At 39.1% G+C, this 15,437-nt stretch carries 19 protein-coding genes and 2 pseudogenes; 4 read left to right on the forward strand and 17 right to left on the reverse strand.

All coding sequences use genetic code 11. The annotated features are described in order from the left end of the window. Positions 1-23: 23 nt before the first annotated feature. From rpsU to O3658_RS01910, 5 genes are all read right to left on the reverse strand, one after another. A complete protein-coding gene (gene rpsU, locus O3658_RS01890) occupies positions 24-200 on the reverse strand; it encodes a 30S ribosomal protein S21 (RefSeq protein ID WP_000048054.1) in 177 nt (58 codons plus the stop codon). A gap of 503 nt (positions 201-703) precedes the next feature. After that, positions 704-1,411 carry a glucosamine-6-phosphate deaminase gene (locus tag O3658_RS01895; protein WP_049526994.1) on the reverse strand — a complete coding sequence of 236 codons (708 nt, stop codon included), beginning with the start codon at positions 1,409-1,411 and terminating at the stop codon, positions 704-706. A 510-nt stretch (positions 1,412-1,921) separates the two neighbouring features. Further along, entirely contained in the window at positions 1,922-2,557 is a 636-nt protein-coding gene (locus tag O3658_RS01900) for an SGNH/GDSL hydrolase family protein (RefSeq protein WP_371559082.1), read from the reverse strand. Between the two features lies 1 nt (position 2,558). Continuing rightward, the gene (locus O3658_RS01905) at positions 2,559-3,386 is read right to left on the reverse strand and encodes a Cof-type HAD-IIB family hydrolase (RefSeq protein ID WP_371559083.1); all 828 of its coding nucleotides are present in this window, start codon (positions 3,384-3,386) and stop codon (positions 2,559-2,561) included. A 24-nt stretch (positions 3,387-3,410) separates the two neighbouring features. After that, on the reverse strand, positions 3,411-4,730 hold the full coding sequence (locus O3658_RS01910) for a CapA family protein (RefSeq protein WP_371559084.1): 1,320 nt from the start codon (positions 4,728-4,730) through the stop codon (positions 3,411-3,413). 160 nt (positions 4,731-4,890) lie between these two features. Between O3658_RS01910 and def the strand changes: the two genes are divergently transcribed. Both def and rlmB read left to right on the forward strand, forming a co-directional pair. Next, entirely contained in the window at positions 4,891-5,502 is a 612-nt protein-coding gene (def, locus tag O3658_RS01915) for a peptide deformylase (RefSeq protein WP_001272935.1), read from the forward strand. Between the two features lie 44 nt (positions 5,503-5,546). After that, entirely contained in the window at positions 5,547-6,275 is a 729-nt protein-coding gene (rlmB, locus tag O3658_RS01920; RefSeq protein ID WP_000855759.1) for a 23S rRNA (guanosine(2251)-2'-O)-methyltransferase RlmB, read from the forward strand. Between the two features lie 179 nt (positions 6,276-6,454). Here rlmB and trxB read toward each other — a convergent pair whose 3' ends face one another. The 7 genes and pseudogenes from trxB to O3658_RS01955 all read right to left on the reverse strand — a co-directional run bounded on the left by trxB (position 6,455) and on the right by O3658_RS01955 (position 10,810). Beyond that, positions 6,455-7,366 carry a thioredoxin-disulfide reductase gene (gene trxB, locus O3658_RS01925; protein ID WP_371559085.1) on the reverse strand — a complete coding sequence of 304 codons (912 nt, stop codon included), beginning with the start codon at positions 7,364-7,366 and terminating at the stop codon, positions 6,455-6,457. A 65-nt stretch (positions 7,367-7,431) separates the two neighbouring features. Next, complete coding sequence (locus O3658_RS01930) at positions 7,432-7,656, reverse strand: DUF4059 family protein (RefSeq protein WP_000960970.1); 225 nt, start codon at positions 7,654-7,656, stop codon at positions 7,432-7,434. Positions 7,657-7,735: 79 nt separating this feature from the next. Next, the gene (locus O3658_RS01935; RefSeq protein WP_311522753.1) at positions 7,736-8,479 is read right to left on the reverse strand and encodes an amino acid ABC transporter ATP-binding protein; all 744 of its coding nucleotides are present in this window, start codon (positions 8,477-8,479) and stop codon (positions 7,736-7,738) included. Next, positions 8,479-9,279, reverse strand: a complete 801-nt coding sequence (locus tag O3658_RS01940; protein WP_045762916.1) for an amino acid ABC transporter permease — start codon at positions 9,277-9,279, stop codon at positions 8,479-8,481. Before O3658_RS01940 ends, O3658_RS01935 begins: the two co-directional genes overlap by 1 nt. A gap of 156 nt (positions 9,280-9,435) precedes the next feature. Beyond that, on the reverse strand, positions 9,436-9,792 hold the full coding sequence (locus tag O3658_RS01945; RefSeq protein ID WP_371559133.1) for a Spx/MgsR family RNA polymerase-binding regulatory protein: 357 nt from the start codon (positions 9,790-9,792) through the stop codon (positions 9,436-9,438). A 15-nt stretch (positions 9,793-9,807) separates the two neighbouring features. Beyond that, positions 9,808-10,317 (reverse strand): annotated as a pseudogene (locus tag O3658_RS01950) (methylated-DNA--[protein]-cysteine S-methyltransferase); the annotation flags it as partial. After that, positions 10,310-10,810, reverse strand: a pseudogene (locus O3658_RS01955) (N-acetyltransferase family protein). The pseudogenes O3658_RS01950 and O3658_RS01955, both read right to left, overlap by 8 nt. A gap of 134 nt (positions 10,811-10,944) precedes the next feature. Here O3658_RS01955 and O3658_RS01960 point away from each other — a divergent pair. Both O3658_RS01960 and O3658_RS01965 read left to right on the forward strand, forming a co-directional pair. Then, on the forward strand, positions 10,945-11,400 hold the full coding sequence (locus O3658_RS01960; RefSeq protein ID WP_371559086.1) for a DUF1836 domain-containing protein: 456 nt from the start codon (positions 10,945-10,947) through the stop codon (positions 11,398-11,400). After that, the gene (locus O3658_RS01965) at positions 11,390-12,037 is read left to right on the forward strand and encodes a hemolysin III family protein (RefSeq protein ID WP_315639336.1); all 648 of its coding nucleotides are present in this window, start codon (positions 11,390-11,392) and stop codon (positions 12,035-12,037) included. Before O3658_RS01960 ends, O3658_RS01965 begins: the two co-directional genes overlap by 11 nt. 28 nt (positions 12,038-12,065) lie before the next feature. Here the strand turns inward: O3658_RS01965 and pdxT are convergent, their stop codons facing one another. The 5 genes from pdxT to cmk all read right to left on the reverse strand — a co-directional run bounded on the left by pdxT (position 12,066) and on the right by cmk (position 15,436). Next, positions 12,066-12,638 carry a pyridoxal 5'-phosphate synthase glutaminase subunit PdxT gene (gene pdxT / locus O3658_RS01970; protein WP_371559087.1) on the reverse strand — a complete coding sequence of 191 codons (573 nt, stop codon included), beginning with the start codon at positions 12,636-12,638 and terminating at the stop codon, positions 12,066-12,068. Beyond that, the gene (gene pdxS / locus O3658_RS01975; RefSeq protein ID WP_000138517.1) at positions 12,639-13,514 is read right to left on the reverse strand and encodes a pyridoxal 5'-phosphate synthase lyase subunit PdxS; all 876 of its coding nucleotides are present in this window, start codon (positions 13,512-13,514) and stop codon (positions 12,639-12,641) included. It abuts the gene before it with no gap. A gap of 137 nt (positions 13,515-13,651) precedes the next feature. Beyond that, complete coding sequence (locus tag O3658_RS01980; RefSeq protein WP_371559088.1) at positions 13,652-14,284, reverse strand: Pr6Pr family membrane protein; 633 nt, start codon at positions 14,282-14,284, stop codon at positions 13,652-13,654. Positions 14,285-14,286: 2 nt separating this feature from the next. Then, on the reverse strand, positions 14,287-14,625 hold the full coding sequence (locus O3658_RS01985; protein WP_075230400.1) for a zinc ribbon domain-containing protein YjdM: 339 nt from the start codon (positions 14,623-14,625) through the stop codon (positions 14,287-14,289). A 139-nt stretch (positions 14,626-14,764) separates the two neighbouring features. Further along, on the reverse strand, positions 14,765-15,436 hold the full coding sequence (gene cmk, locus O3658_RS01990; protein ID WP_075230401.1) for a (d)CMP kinase: 672 nt from the start codon (positions 15,434-15,436) through the stop codon (positions 14,765-14,767). Position 15,437 lies beyond the last annotated feature (1 nt).

Raw genomic sequence — 15,437 nt, forward strand, 5'->3', positions numbered from 1 at the left:
ATTACTCTAGCCTTTCTTATTAATTAGAATTTTTTACGTTTACGAGCTGCTTCTGACTTACGTTTACGTTTTACAGAAGGTTTTTCATAGAATTCACGTTTGCGTGTTTCTTGAAGAGTACCAGCTTTAGTAACTGCACGTTTGAAACGACGAAGAGCATCGTCAAGAGATTCATTCTTACGTACTACTGTTTTAGACATTTTTTTCACTCCCTTCAAGTTCAAGATCTATTCTATTTTACACGGAATGAAGAAAATTGTCAAGAAAAAAATGAAATTCTCCCAAATCATTCAATTTAAAATTTACAAGATTTTACCATTATATCTAGCCTAGTTCTCCACTTCTAAGGTTTGTTCTAAACGAACACTTAATTTTTTAATTTCTAACCCCATGTGGTCTAGGCACTCCCAATAATCTGACGGTAGATCAAAAATGGTATATAAGTCCTTGCTGCCAACGTGATCAACAAGATGTTTCAGTATTTGCTCTCGAATAAAATATAAATCCTTTACTTGACCTAAACTAATAGTTTCTAACTTTGCTAAATACTGACATAAAGCAGAAAGTGAAGAACAGTCAAATTTGTCTTCTTCATGTAAAAAATATAAAAATTTTGATTTTCAACCCTTATCATATTTGAAATATACCCAAACCAAAAAACCACCCAATCCATAGGATCGAATGGTCTTTAATGATTAAAATCTTATTTTTTTAACAAGCTGAGTGCTGCTGCATCTGCGATAATGGTCACATCTGGATGGTTTTGCAGGCTACTTGCAGGTAGACTTTCTGTCACAGGGCCTTCAACAGTTCCAGCGATAGCTTCTGCTTTTGATTCACCATAAGCAAATAGAAGGATAGACTTAGCATCCAAAATGTTCTTAATCCCCATTGAAATAGCTTGGGTTGGAACATCTTCAATCTTCTCAAAGAAGCGCGCGTTAGCTTCGATAGTAGACTGGTCAAGCTCTACAAGGTGAGTTTGACTATCAAATGGTGTGCCTGGTTCATTAAAGCCTATATGACCATTGCGACCAATTCCTAAGATTTGTAGGTCAACTGGATGGTCAGCAAGAATTTGGTTGTAGCGTTCTACTTCTGCTTCTGCATTATCCTTGACACCACGTGGCAAGAAGCTTTCTTTAAATGGTTTCTTATTGAAAAGATTTTCTTGCATGAAGTAACGATATGATTGAGGATTGTCCCCATCAAGACCTACGTACTCATCCAAGTTCACACTTGTAAGATTTGAAAAATCAAGATCGCTCTCAACGATTTGTTGGTAAAACTCCAGAGGGCTACTTCCTGTTGCAAGTCCCAATGTTTGTGCACCGTTTTCCAATTTTTCTTTTAAGATATCAAAAGCAACTTTTCCACCTTCAATTGGATTTTCCACTTGAATAACTTTCATAATTTTGTCCTCCATATTCTTTATTTTATTATATGGTATAGACCAATTTTTGTCAAGTGAAAACGATTTATTTTTGTTGAAAATATGACAGTAGCCTCAAAACAGCTACTGTCTTGTCTCATTTGATTCTTAAAACCTTGATAGACTTGACAAATAGTAGGAAAGAGCCAAAAAAGCTCAATAATATTTGTAATAGGCAAATTCCTATAGATATTATGGAGCTTTTTATTGTATCGAATTGTCAAATGAAGAGCAGATAGTAGATTGCATACAGAATAGTGCACTGTGACTTCTAAAACATTGCTAGAAATTGATTTGACTTCCTTAATCAATTTATCCAGATTTTAATACTTTCAAGGTCTATTATTTAGTATATCCTCCGACAAGTGAATGGTATCATCAACTAACATGAGATCGCTAGTATTGAGAGAATTTTTTTAATAATATTAACAACATATTTATTTTACCAAAAATATTAATCATAAAAAATCTTGTTCATCTATACTGAACCTAGAAAATATATTTTTTTAAAGTATTTGATAAGGCTTGATAACCAGCGACACTGAGGTGAAGACCATCCGTTGTATAGTCTGCCTTGAGTTGCCCATCCTGATCGAGTAAGTTCTCAAAAACAGGCACAAATTCAACCTGCATATAGGCAGAGGCGAGGTCTTGATAGGCTTGGTTCCAGGCATTGATTTTCTCATTGGTACGAATATAAACTGTCTGTTTAAAATCCTCCCCCTCATTGACCGGCAAGATTGAAACTAGCTTTATCTGTGACAGTGGATAGTCGCATGAAATAGTTTGAATCACACTCTCAAGATTGTTTAGCGCTTCATTCATTGGAACATCTTTTCCAATGTCATTTGTCCCAATCAAAAGTACAATTTGATCCACTGCATCGCCATAGAGATGGGCATCAAGATTTTCTTGTAAAAGTCCAGTCTGGTAGCCTCGAATCCCTCGGTTCACAATGGTTTTTGACGTTCCCAATAATTCTTGCAAGGGATAATACTCAATAATAGAATCACCAATAAAAATGATATTAGGTTCAATTACAGAAATCTGATTGAGTTCACGATACTTGGTTTGGATTTTCTCTTGCTCTTTTAAGAGCCAGTTTTCTAAAAGCTGTACTGCCAAGTTATTCTCCTCTTTCTAGCCAATTTTCTAAAACTTGGTAAACACCCGCCTGACTGTTGGCTGGGGCTACTTTTGTCGCAACTTCCTTAACAGACTCCTCAGCATTTTCCATGGCGTAAGAAATTCCTGCCAACTCTAACATTTCGATGTCATTTTCACTATCACCAAAGGCCATGATTTGGTCAGGTTTTAAGTTCCAACGTTTGAGCAATTCTTCTAGGCCCCACGCCTTATGAATCCCATCTTGTAAAATATCAATACAGCCGTAGCCACTAGAAACAGCTCGAACCTGACCATCAAATAATTCATTGATTTCTTGTAAAACAGAATTTGATCGTTCTTCTCCAACAACCATACTCATCTTGAGGACACCTCCAAAGAGACTGGAGTCAAATTCATCAACAAAGTGCATTCGTTGATAGAATTTCTCTATCATCTCCGGAGTCATAAATTTATCAAGTTCTGTAAAGACAGTTCCTTCCTTGACAAAACCGCCATTCATAGCAGTTACGACAAACTGATCCTGGCATTCTCGGCACTTGAAAAATTCTAAAGCCCGAGTAACCATGTCATCATCCCAAGTCTGAGCTTGAATCAATTGATCATTTTCGAATATACGAGCACCATTAGCAACCACAAGAACCACTCTCTCTGCTAAATGCTCTAATAATTGTCGCATACGATGAACTTCATTTCCCGTTGCAATGACAAAACGAACGCCACGTTGATCTAACTGATCTAAAATTTTCTCTAGTCGAGGTAGGTCCAGTTGTCCTTGAGGATCCAACAAAGTACCGTCCATATCCGTCGCTATTATCTTAATTTCCATTGTGTCTCCTTGTGGTCCAAGTCACTACCACTTCAAACCTACATGCTCGTTCATTTCTTTATAGGCTGTATCAATCCTTTGCTTGGTGGCCTCGTCTAACTGACTTCGGTATTTCCCGCCCTCTATAAAATCTTCCAAGATATAGGTTTGGTAAAGATAGAGTGGGTAGCCTTCTGGAGAATAGCCTCCCTTTGGAGTACGACTCACCCAACTTGGATGAGCTTGAGCCGTCTCAATAGTCGTTTTTCCGGATTTCTTCTTAATAGTCACATCCATGAGGACTCCACGTTCCGTCCACTTGGCATTTTCAACATCCTGCATGGTTTCAATCCGTTGATTTGAGATAAAATTCCCCATAGAGTAGATGATAAGCTTTTTATCACCGTCTTTTTCAACCGTTTCAGCTGGTTCAACAACGTGAGGGTGACCACCAAAGATAATATCAGCTCCCCAATCAATCATTTTATGGTAAAGTTTCTTTTGCTCCTCAGTCGGCTCAATTTGATACTCTACTCCCATCTGAGGCATGATGATTGTAATATCCGCCTCCTTCTCTGCTCGTTCAATTTCAGCCTTCATTTTATCTTCGTCTAAGTCTGAAAGATAACGATTATAATCCTCTTGAGAAATGCTTTGTTCAATGCCGTTAAAACCATAGGAATAAGCTAAAATAGCAACTTTAATACCATTGACTTCCTTGATAACTAAAGGCGCCTTATCTCGTGATTCATGGGTATAAACCCCGACTGGTGTCATTCCTGCCTTTTCAATAGCATCTGCAGTTGAAACCACTCCCTCAATCTGAGAATCCAAGATATGATTGTGAGCCAAATCTAGCACTTGATAGCCCGCATCTTTTATAGCGTCCATGACTTCACCAGGCGCATTAAACAAAGGATAACCTGCAAGATAGTGGTCTTTATTTACGGTTCCTTCGAAATCACCAAGAACTAAGTCTGCTTGCTTAAGCCAAGGTTTCACATATTCAAAATTTTCATGGAAATCATAGGTACCGTCTGATTTTTTGGCTGAAATGTAGATAATGTCATGATAGAGCAAATCACCATTTGCCATGATACGCGCACTCGTTTCTTGTTCCGCCTCTGCATTCTTTGCCTGAGAACTTGACTGTTGGTGTGTGGAACTTGGATCACTACTGCTTAAAGAAATCCCTCGAGCTCCTTCCACTAATAAAGTAAGCATCATCGAGACGGCTACCGAAGCTAACAAGACCACAATAAAAGTGCGATTATTCCACTGCTTATAGTTCCTGAAAAATCGAACAGAATGTCTAATAGCTTGTAAAACGGGACCACTTTTTCTTCTACTACTACGTTGTTCCATATCTTTTCTCCCATAATTTTAAAGTCATTTTTCTTATTCTATTATACCACAGACAAATAGGTATTTCCTTTTATTCTATAATTTTTTAACAGCTTCTGTGACTTTCTTTCTCGTCTGTTTTGTGTTATCATGTAATTGTAATAGAAGGAAAGGAAAGAATATGTCTGCTATAGAACGAATTACCAAAGCTGCTCACTTAATCGATATGAAAGATATTATCCGCGAAGGGAACCCTACTCTTCGTGCCGTTGCCGAAGAGGTCTCTTTCCCCTTGAGCGACCAAGATATCATTCTTGGAGAAAAAATGATGCAATTTTTGAAACACTCGCAAGATCCTGTTATGGCTGAAAAATTAGGTTTACGTGGAGGTGTTGGGCTTGCTGCACCACAGCTGGATATCTCAAAACGCATCATCGCCGTGCTAGTACCAAATATCACTGAGGAAGGTGAAACTCCTCAAGAAGCCTATGACTTACAAGCTGTTATGTACAATCCTAAAATCGTCTCACATTCAGTCCAAGATGCTGCTCTAGGTGAAGGAGAAGGTTGCTTGTCTGTTGACCGTGCTGTTCCAGGTTATGTTATCCGCCATGCTCGAGTAACTGTTGACTATTTTGATAAGGATGGAGAAAAGCACCGCATCAAACTAAAAGGCTATAATTCTATTGTAGTTCAACACGAAATTGACCACTTAAATGGCATTATGTTCTACGATCGTATCAATGAAAAAGACCCATTTGAAGTTAAAGATGGTTTGCTCATTCTTGAATAAAGAAAATCCCGTTGCAAGACGGGATTTTGTGTTATAATGAAGATATGAAAACAAACGATATTGTCTATGGCGTTCATGCCGTCACAGAAGCTCTCTTAGCAAATACTGGAAACAAACTCTACCTTCAGGAAGATTTACGAGGAAAGAATGTGGAAAAAGTTAAGGAATTGGCTACTGAAAAGAAAGTATCCATTTCTTGGACTTCTAAAAAATCACTTTCTGAGATGACTGAAGGAGCTGTTCACCAAGGTTTTGTCTTGCGCGTTTCTGAATTTGCCTACACTGAACTTGAGCAAATTCTTGCTAAGACACGTCAAGAAGAAAATCCACTACTACTTATTCTTGATGGTTTAACGGACCCACATAATCTCGGTTCTATCTTGAGAACAGCGGATGCAACCAATGTTTCAGGTGTCATCATTCCCAAGCACCGAGCTGTCGGTGTTACTCCTGTCGTAGCAAAAACAGCAACAGGTGCGATTGAACACGTTCCTATCGCTCGCGTGACCAATCTCAGCCAAACCTTGGACAAACTCAAGGATGAAGGCTTCTGGACATTCGGTACTGATATGAATGGAACTCCTTGCCACAAATGGAATACCAAAGGAAAGATTGCTCTCATCATCGGAAATGAAGGCAAAGGTATTTCAAGCAACATCAAGAAACAAGTAGACGAAATGATCACCATTCCTATGAATGGTCACGTACAGAGCCTCAATGCCAGTGTCGCAGCTGCTATCCTCATGTACGAAGTCTTCCGAAATCGACTCTAATAAAAAGTGAGGTTGGGACAAAAGATCCCGACCTCACTTTTTATTAGTAATCAAACTTTGACGCGGTAGCTGATTGAACTTTTTGTTCGTCTTTTGGACTCCAAAAAGCTCTAATCATACTCGCGGGCTGGGACTACAAAATCGAGACTTTGTCTATCGATTTCTGTCCCACCGCCTTTTTAACTATGTTCAGTAATATATTTATAGGCCTCTTGACCTGCAATAGCACCATCTCCAACAGCTGTTGTAACCTGACGAAGATCTTTCTGACGAACATCCCCAACTGCGAAGACCCCTGCAACGCTTGTTTTCATGTGGTCGTCTGTCACAATCCAACCCGCTTGGTCTCGAATCTGCAACTCTTGAACGAAGTCACTAACAGGGTCTAGGCCGACATAAATGAAGACACCACCAAAGGCTTGGTCTGTCACTTGTCCTGTTTTAACATTTTCAATGGCAACCGACTCAACACGGTTTTCACCCTTGATTTCTTTGACAACCGAATCCCAAATGAAGTTGATTTTTTCATTGGCAAAAGCTCTATCTTGCAAGACTTTTTGAGCACGAAGCTCATCACGACGGTGAATGATAATTACAGATTTAGCAAATCGTGTTAAGAAGATTGCTTCTTCAACTGCTGAGTCACCTCCACCTACGACCAACAAATCTTGGTCGCGGAAAAAGGCTCCATCACAAACCGCACAGTAAGAAACACCACGGCTATTGAGTTCTTCTTCACCTGGAACTCCCAAGAGACGGTGTTTGGAACCAGTCGCTACGATAACTGTGCGAGTTTCATAAACTTGGTCGTCTGTTACGACTTTTTTGAATTCGCCATGATCCTCAATATTTTCAACAAAGCCATAGAGATGTTCAACACCTAAATTTTCAAGAGGTTCAAACATTTTTTCAGCTAATTCCGGGCCACTGATATTTGCATAACCTGGATAGTTTTCAATGTCAGAAGTATTATTCATCTGACCTCCTGGAAGGCCCCCTTCAATCAAAGCCACTTTCAGATTACTGCGTGCTGCATACAAGGCTGCAGTCATCCCAGCAGGACCTGCACCGATAATAATCGTATCGTACATTCTCTTTCCTTCTTTCTTGTTGTAACTATTTTTATTCTAACGAATTAAATCCCATTTTACAACTATTAAGCCTTGAGAACCAACAAAATACTCATGGTTGCAAAAGACAATACTGGAATTGTTAAAACTCCAATCATAATCATATCGTAGAGATGGGCTTGACGTGCTTTAGCAGTTTTGTCAACCCCAGACAGAGCTCTAAGTCCAATCCAGAGTCCCAAAATAATCAAGACCAGTAGAATTGTCAACACTAAACTCTCTAAATACAAAGCAAATAGCTGAACTAGCATGCTCTCTCTCATTTCTATTAATTTTAAATAGCAAACCCAGTTAGCCTAGCCAACTGAGTCTTTCTTATCTTCTATTATATCAAATATAGGTCCGTTTGTAACTAGCAAAGAATTCTTTTGTTCGTTCTTCTTTAGGATGATTGATAATCTCATCTGGTGTTCCAGACTCAATAATCTTTCCTTTATCCAAGAACAAAACCTTATCGGCTACCTGAGAAACAAAGGACATATCGTGACTGACCAAAATCATAGTTTGACCTGATTTGGCAGCATTAGCAATAGATCGTTCTACCTCACCAACTAATTCTGGATCAAGGGCTGAAGTAGGTTCATCCAAGAGCAAGATTGCTGGCTTCATGGCTAAAGCACGCGCCAAAGCTACCCGTTGTTTTTGTCCACCTGATAAGTGGCGAGGATAGTGCTGTTGACGATCTGAAAGACCAACCTTAGCCAACTCTTCTTTGGCAATCTTAGTTGCTTCTTCATCTGATAGTTTTTTAACAACTACCAAACCTTCCTTGACATTGTCTAGGGCTGTTCTACGTTCAAATAAGTTGAACTGTTGGAACACCATGGACAACTTGCGGCGGAGAGTCAGGATTTCTTCTTGAGTAATTTGAGAAAAATCAACTTTAAAATCATCAATCTGAATGCTTCCACTATCAGGTGTTTCCAGATAATTTAGGCTACGAAGAAAGGTTGATTTCCCTGCTCCTGATGAACCAATCAAAGCCACTACTTCCCCTTTTTGAATATCTAAATTCAGATGATCCAAGACGGTTTGACCTGAAAAGGATTTGCTTAAATTTGAAATCTTAATCATTAGCGAAGGTCTCCTTTCACATCTGTTTTCACATTATCTGGTGCTTCGATTGCCATTTTTCTCTCAATAAAGCGACCAAGATTTTCAATAGCGATATTTACCACCCAGTATACAAGGGCAACTGAGATGAAACGTTCGAAGTAACGGTAGTCTGCACCACCCAAAATCTGAGCTTGCGCAAAGACTTCTACAACACCAGCACTAAAGGCTAGGGAAGTCCCCTTAGTCAAACCGATTAGGGAGTTAATCAAGGTTGGAGTCGCTACTACCGCTGCATTTGGAATAATCACACGACGGTAAACTTGTGCACGTGTCATCCCAAGACTACGAGCGGCTTCAATCTCTCCAGGATTGACAGAAAGAATAGCAGCACGAATAGTTTCACTAGCATAAGCTGCTTCGTTAAAAGCAAAAGCTACAATGGCAAAAGCTGCAGCCGGAATCGCATTGATATTAAAAGCAGTCCCCCATTGTTGATTCAACGCTTTTAATGCTAGAGGAATTCCATAGTAAGTCAACATCAGCTGCACTAGGATTGGTGTCCCTTTTAAGAAACTAACAAAGAATGCTTGTAATGGATAAAGAATTCTAACGCGATTAATTTTTACAATAGCAAAAACCAAGGCCAAGATGATACCAAAAAAAGCACCAAATACTGTCAACATCAATGTTGTTGGCAATTGTTGTACAATTCTTGGAATCCCATCAAAGACAGAACGAAAACTAAACAGTTTACCGTCTGGAATATACTGCATCAAGTTTTGGTACCAATCTGATGCTAAAAGTGTTGTAACATTCATAGAAACATCCTCTCCTGATAATGAATCATTCTATCATACTTCTGCCTAGATTTAAAATATTTGCTACGAGCAGAAGAGACTTTGTCTACCTACTAGTTTATCATACTTTAAAAGTGTGAGGTTATATATTTTACCTATCAAGGAGATAGAAAAAAACTATTTCAAATCCAAGTTGTCGTAGGTTTTACGATAGCCAATTTGTTTAACAACACCATTCTCCACTAATATTGGACGTTTTAATAACATACCATCACTGGCCAAGAGTTTGGCTGCTTCTTTTTTGGATAAAGTCCCAACCTTATCTTTTAAGCCCAGTTCACGGTATTTAATTCCACTGGTATTGAAAAATTGCTTCAACTCAAATCCTGAAGTTTCAAGCCAATTTAAAATGACCTCTTCGTTCGGAGTTTCTTCTACAATATGAACATCTTTATACTCTAGCCCGAGTTGATCTAACTCCTTTTTCGCTTTCTTACAAGTTGTACATTTTGGATATTCGATAAATTCTAACATTTTCTTTTCTTTCTGTTCTTTATTCTCTTGAAATGCTGCACCTTCATGCTTTAAGAGCCAAGCCTTCTTATCAAGTCCCCAAGCATAGCCTGTCAGACGTCCTCCAGCACCTAGCACACGGTGACAGGGGACAAGAATAGACCAGGGATTGCGCCCTACTGCTCCTCCGATTGCTTGTGCAGAAGCTACTTGCAAGTCCTTAGCTATTTGTCCATAAGTAACAGTCTGACCAAAAGGAATTCCACGCAAGTAGTTCCAGACTCTTTTTTCAAAGTCACTACCAACAGGAGCCAAAGGTAACTGAGACAAATCTTGATTTTGTCCTTTAAAATAAGCATCTAAATAGCTAGCAATTTGATTTAAAATGGGATGACTTTCCACCTCAACTAGATTACCTAACGACAAACCTCGCTCAAAATGGCTCTGTGCTTCAACCCATATCCCAAACAGATAGTGATCATCTGCTACCAAAGATAAGATTCCAATCGGAGACTTGTACAGCATCTTTGCATAATTCTTAGACATTTGATTTTAATTTTTGATAGGCCAAACGTTCCCCATCTACTGGAACTTTACCGACCTGTTTAAAGTCAAGTTTTTCAAAGATATGTTGCATGGCCTTGTTTTTAGCGTGCGTATCTGAACGAAAATCTAGGTAATCAAAGCCTTCAATCAAGCCTTCCAAGAAGGTCTGAGCAACACCTTGGCCTTAGACATCTCTAGAAACCGCAATCCGATGAAAAACTAGGTATTCTGGTTCTCTTTCTTCCCAACTTCCATCATAAATGGCTTCATAAGCTTTTTCTGGACTTTTAGTCACTGCTGCATAGGCTAAAAGTTCTCCTTCGTCCAAGGCTACATAAGCCTGACCAGAGATGATATCTTCGATAATCGTATCAGTATTTGGATAACCATTTTGCCACTGAGTGCTACCAGCTTCCGCCAAGCATTTTTTAGCTTCCTCAATCACCTGCATAATTGCATCTACTTCATTTGGAAAGGCTAAACGAATTTCCATCTTATCTCCTCTTTTCTGACTAGTTTCTCTCATCATAGCATAATTTAAGGCTTTCTACAAGCAGTTAAAGCTTGACTTTTGATTTCTATTATTTTATAATCTAGTTATAAAAACTAGATAAACAGGAGTTGGAAATGAAATCTACTTTTTCCTACCCAGAATGGGACGAAATTCCAAACATTGATCTCTATTTGGATCAGGTCCTACTTTATGTAAATAAAGTTTGTTCCCCTATTTCTCTTGCTAAAGAGAAAGGTTTAACTGCATCAATGGTGAACAACTATGTCAAACACGGCTATATCAGCAAACCTGAAAAGAAAAAATACCAACGCAAACAAATCGCCCGATTAATTGCTATCACAACGCTCAAGTCTGTTTTTTCAATCCAGGAAATTGCTCAAACCCTTAATACCCTACACACAGAGACTAACTCAGAAGAGCTTTACAACGCTTTTGTGTACTACATGAACGAAGACATTGACCCAGCCAATCCTATTATCCAAGCAAGTTGCCAAACGGTTAAACTCTATCATCAGACACTTGCTCTTGTCTATACAGAAAATGAAGAGGAGGAAACAAATGAATACTAGTTTTAAACTTAGCAAGCGCCTTAGTTTTGGAGAAGAGATAGCAAACAGTGTCACCCATGCTGTAGGGGCACTTATCATGCTGATTTTGCTCCCCATCTCATCGACTTATAGTTATGAAGCTCATGGATTTTTATCATCGATTGGGGTGTCGATTTTCGTTATTAGCCTCTTTCTCATGTTCCTTTCATCAACCATCTATCATTCTATGGCTTATGGTTCCACTCATAAGTATGTCTTGCGCATTATCGACCATTCCATGATTTATGTTGCGATTGCTGGCTCTTATACTCCTGTCGTTTTGACTTTGATGAATAACTGGTTTGGTTATCTCATTATTGCTATCCAATGGGGAACAACTATTTTTGGTATTCTTTATAAAATATTTGCCAAAAAAGTCAATGAAAAATTTAGTCTAATGCTCTACCTCATTATGGGTTGGTTAGTTGTGGCTATCCTACCAGCAATCATCAGTCAAACAAATCCAATCTTTTGGACTCTTATGGTATCAGGTGGGCTTTGCTATACAGTTGGTGCTGGATTTTACGCTAAGAAGAAACCATACTTCCACATGATTTGGCATCTCTTCATTCTAGCAGCTTCAGCTCTCCAATACATTGCCATTGTTTATTACATGTAAAAATAGGCCGGGAAAATCCCGACCTATTTTATTTGCACATGTTGATAAAGTATTGATGCAAGCGAAGATCATTTGTCAATTCCGGATGAAAGGAGGTCACTAGCATATTCTTTTCTTGAGCAGCAACGATTTGATTGTTCACTACTGCCAGAACATCAACACCCTTACCAACTTCACTAATAATAGGTCCACGGATAAAGGTCATGGGAATCTTGCCAACACCCTTGCAGTCTGCTTCGGTATAAAAGCTTCCTAGCTGACGCCCATAGGCATTACGCTCTACTACCATATCCATAGTCGCTAGATGACTTTCCTCTTGAGAAGTGATTTGTCTCGCAAGCAGAATCAAACCAGCACAAGTCCCAAAGACTGGTAAGCCATTGAGAATAGCCTCTCTCAGAGGAAGTAGCATCTGCTGGTCACGTAGGAGTTTTCCCATAGCTGTCGACTCACCTCCGGGTAAAATCAATCCTGACAGATTACTCTGATGCTGCTGAAAATCTTCTAGATTTCGCAGTTCAACACTTTCTACTCCTAGTTCAGCAAGCACTTTTTCATGTTCTACAAAGGCTCCCTGCAAAGCTAATATTCCGATTTTCATCTATTTTCCTCGCTCTGCCATGAGAATTTGGATTTCATTTTCATTGATACCAACCATAGCTTCTCCTAAATCTTCAGAGATTTGAGCTAGGATTTGAGGATTACGGAAGTTAGTCACAGCCTTAACAATAGCACTCGCTCGTTTAACAGGATCTCCGGATTTGAAAATACCTGAACCGACAAATACACCTTCTGCCCCTAATTGCATCATCAACGCAGCATCTGCTGGCGTTGCAACGCCTCCAGCTGCGAAGTTTACAACGGGCAATTTCCCATGTTCATGGACATATTGAACCAATTCCACAGGGACTTGCAAGTCCTTGGCAGCAACATAAAGTTCGTCCTCACGTAGATTTTGAATGCGGCGAATTTCCTGATTCATCATACGCATATGACGAACAGCTTGGACAATATCTCCTGTACCCGGTTCTCCTTTTGTACGAATCATAGAAGCACCTTCAGCGATACGACGCAAGGCTTCACCCAAGTCCTTGGCCCCACATACAAAAGGAACTTGGAATTCTTTCTTATCCACATGGAAACGGTCGTCAGCTGGAGATAGAACTTCACTCTCGTCGATATAGTCAATTTCAATAGCCTCTAAAATCTGAGCCTCAACAAAATGCCCGATTCTGACCTTGGCCATTACTGGAATGCTAACCGCTTCTTGGATTTCCTTAATCATCTTTGGATCACTCATGCGGGAAACGCCACCAGCTGCACGAATATCAGCTGGAATTCGCTCCAAGGCCATAACAGCTGCCGCACCTGCAGCCTCTGCAATTCTTGCTTGCTCAGGATTTTGAACATCCATGATGACGCCACCTTTAAGCATCTGTGCCAAATTTTTATTTAATTCATAACGATTTTCAGTCATTTTCTCTTCCTCAATAGTTGTATTGGTAGCTACAATTTTATTTTAAGGTAGAAATGACTCAAGTACAAGATAAAAAAAAACGATTTGTCCGGGTACAATTATCTAAATCATCAAAAAAGTACCCATATAAGGTACTCTTATTTCTTAGATTTTTTAATACTTTTCACAAGATAAAAGAGATATCCTGAAACCATGTAGGCAACAAAGATAGTTGCCGCCCATTTAAAGACAAAGCCCCAACCATGTTTGGTAGCATTCAAAAAGAAATAAGGGAAGGGACTATCCTTAGCATTAGGGACATCCATCTTTAGAACAAAACCGTTTAAGAGGGCAAAAATCATATAAAGCAAAGGAAGGCTAGTCCAAAGCATGGGATCAACTAACTTATATTGACGACTCTTATCAAAAATAATTGTATCTGCTAAAAACCAGAGAGGGACAATATAATGGCAAAGGAAATTTTCCAAACGGTAAAAATCTGTCGTCAAAGGAGCTAGCATGAAATGATAGATGACACAAGTAATCATAATACTCATAGTGACACCACCTTTGAGACGTAGAATCCCAGCACTCTGCCAACTATCACCGCCACTACGCATCTTTAACAAAAGATAAGCTGTAAAGATGACAACCAAAAGATTGGAAAGGACTGTATAGTAAAGCAACATCCCTAAACCACCACGTTTGGTAATTTCCAGATAAACCCCTGTAAATGCTGCGAAAAACAAGAAAGTCCGACTGAAAAAAATAAATTTATTCCAAGTAGTCATGATTAAATCTTTTTAACAAATTCTGATTTTAGTTTCATAGCACCAAAGCCATCAATCTTACAGTCGATGTTGTGGTCACCCTCGACGATACGGATATTTTTAACACGTGTTCCTTGCTTAAGATCTTTCGGCGCACCTTTCACTTTCAAATCTTTGATCAAGGTTACTGTGTCTCCATCAGCCAATTTATTTCCATTAGCATCAATAGCAACAACACCATCTTCAGCTTCTGTTTGTTCTGCTGGATTCCATTCATAGGCACACTCTGGACAGACTAGCAATGCTCCGTCTTCATAGACGTATTCTGAATTACATTTTGGGCAATTTGGTAGATTGTTCATTTTATCTCCTTATAGTTGCATGATTGTTTGATTGTCAAATTTTCGTTAACAATGACTATTATACCTTAAAATTAATAATTTGACAAATTGCTAAAAAACCGACTCACCACTATCATGGTCAATCGGTTAAAATTTCAAATTAAAAATGTTTGACTGCTTCTGATTTAATTTTTTCGACAACTTCTAAAATACTTAGTCCTGTCGTGTCCAGATAGATTGCATCATCTGCCTGCTTAAGAGGAGAAGTTTCACGATGACTATCTTTATAATCACGCGCAGCAATCTCTTCTTTCAAAGTTTCCAAATCTGTTTCGATCCCCTTTGAAAGATTTTCCTTATAACGTCGTTCTGCACGTTCATCTACTGAAGCAACAAGAAAAATCTTCAATTCAGCCTTAGGCAAGACCACTGTACCAATATCTCGACCATCCATGACGATTCCGCCTTGTTGGGCAATTTCTTGCTGGAGAGCTACCAATTTTTCACGAATAGCTGGAATAGCTGCAAAAGCTGATACTGCATTAGTCACAGTATTTTCTCTGATTGGATGGCTAACATCTACATCACCGACATAGACAAGCTGTTCTCCATCCTCAGAACGCCCAAAACTAATCGGATATTGATCCAATAAATCAAGGAGCTGAGAGGATTCTTCTGGATTGATTTGATGCTGTAAGGCAATATAAGTTGCCGCACGATACATGGCACCTGTATCCAGATAAGTATAGCCAAAGTCCTTAGCGATAATCTTAGCTACTGTACTTTTACCACTGGATGCTGGTCCATCAATAGCGATCTGAATTGTTTTCATT

The sequence above is a fragment of the Streptococcus sp. 27098_8_69 genome (genome assembly GCF_041432445.1).
Lineage (GTDB): Bacteria > Bacillota > Bacilli > Lactobacillales > Streptococcaceae > Streptococcus.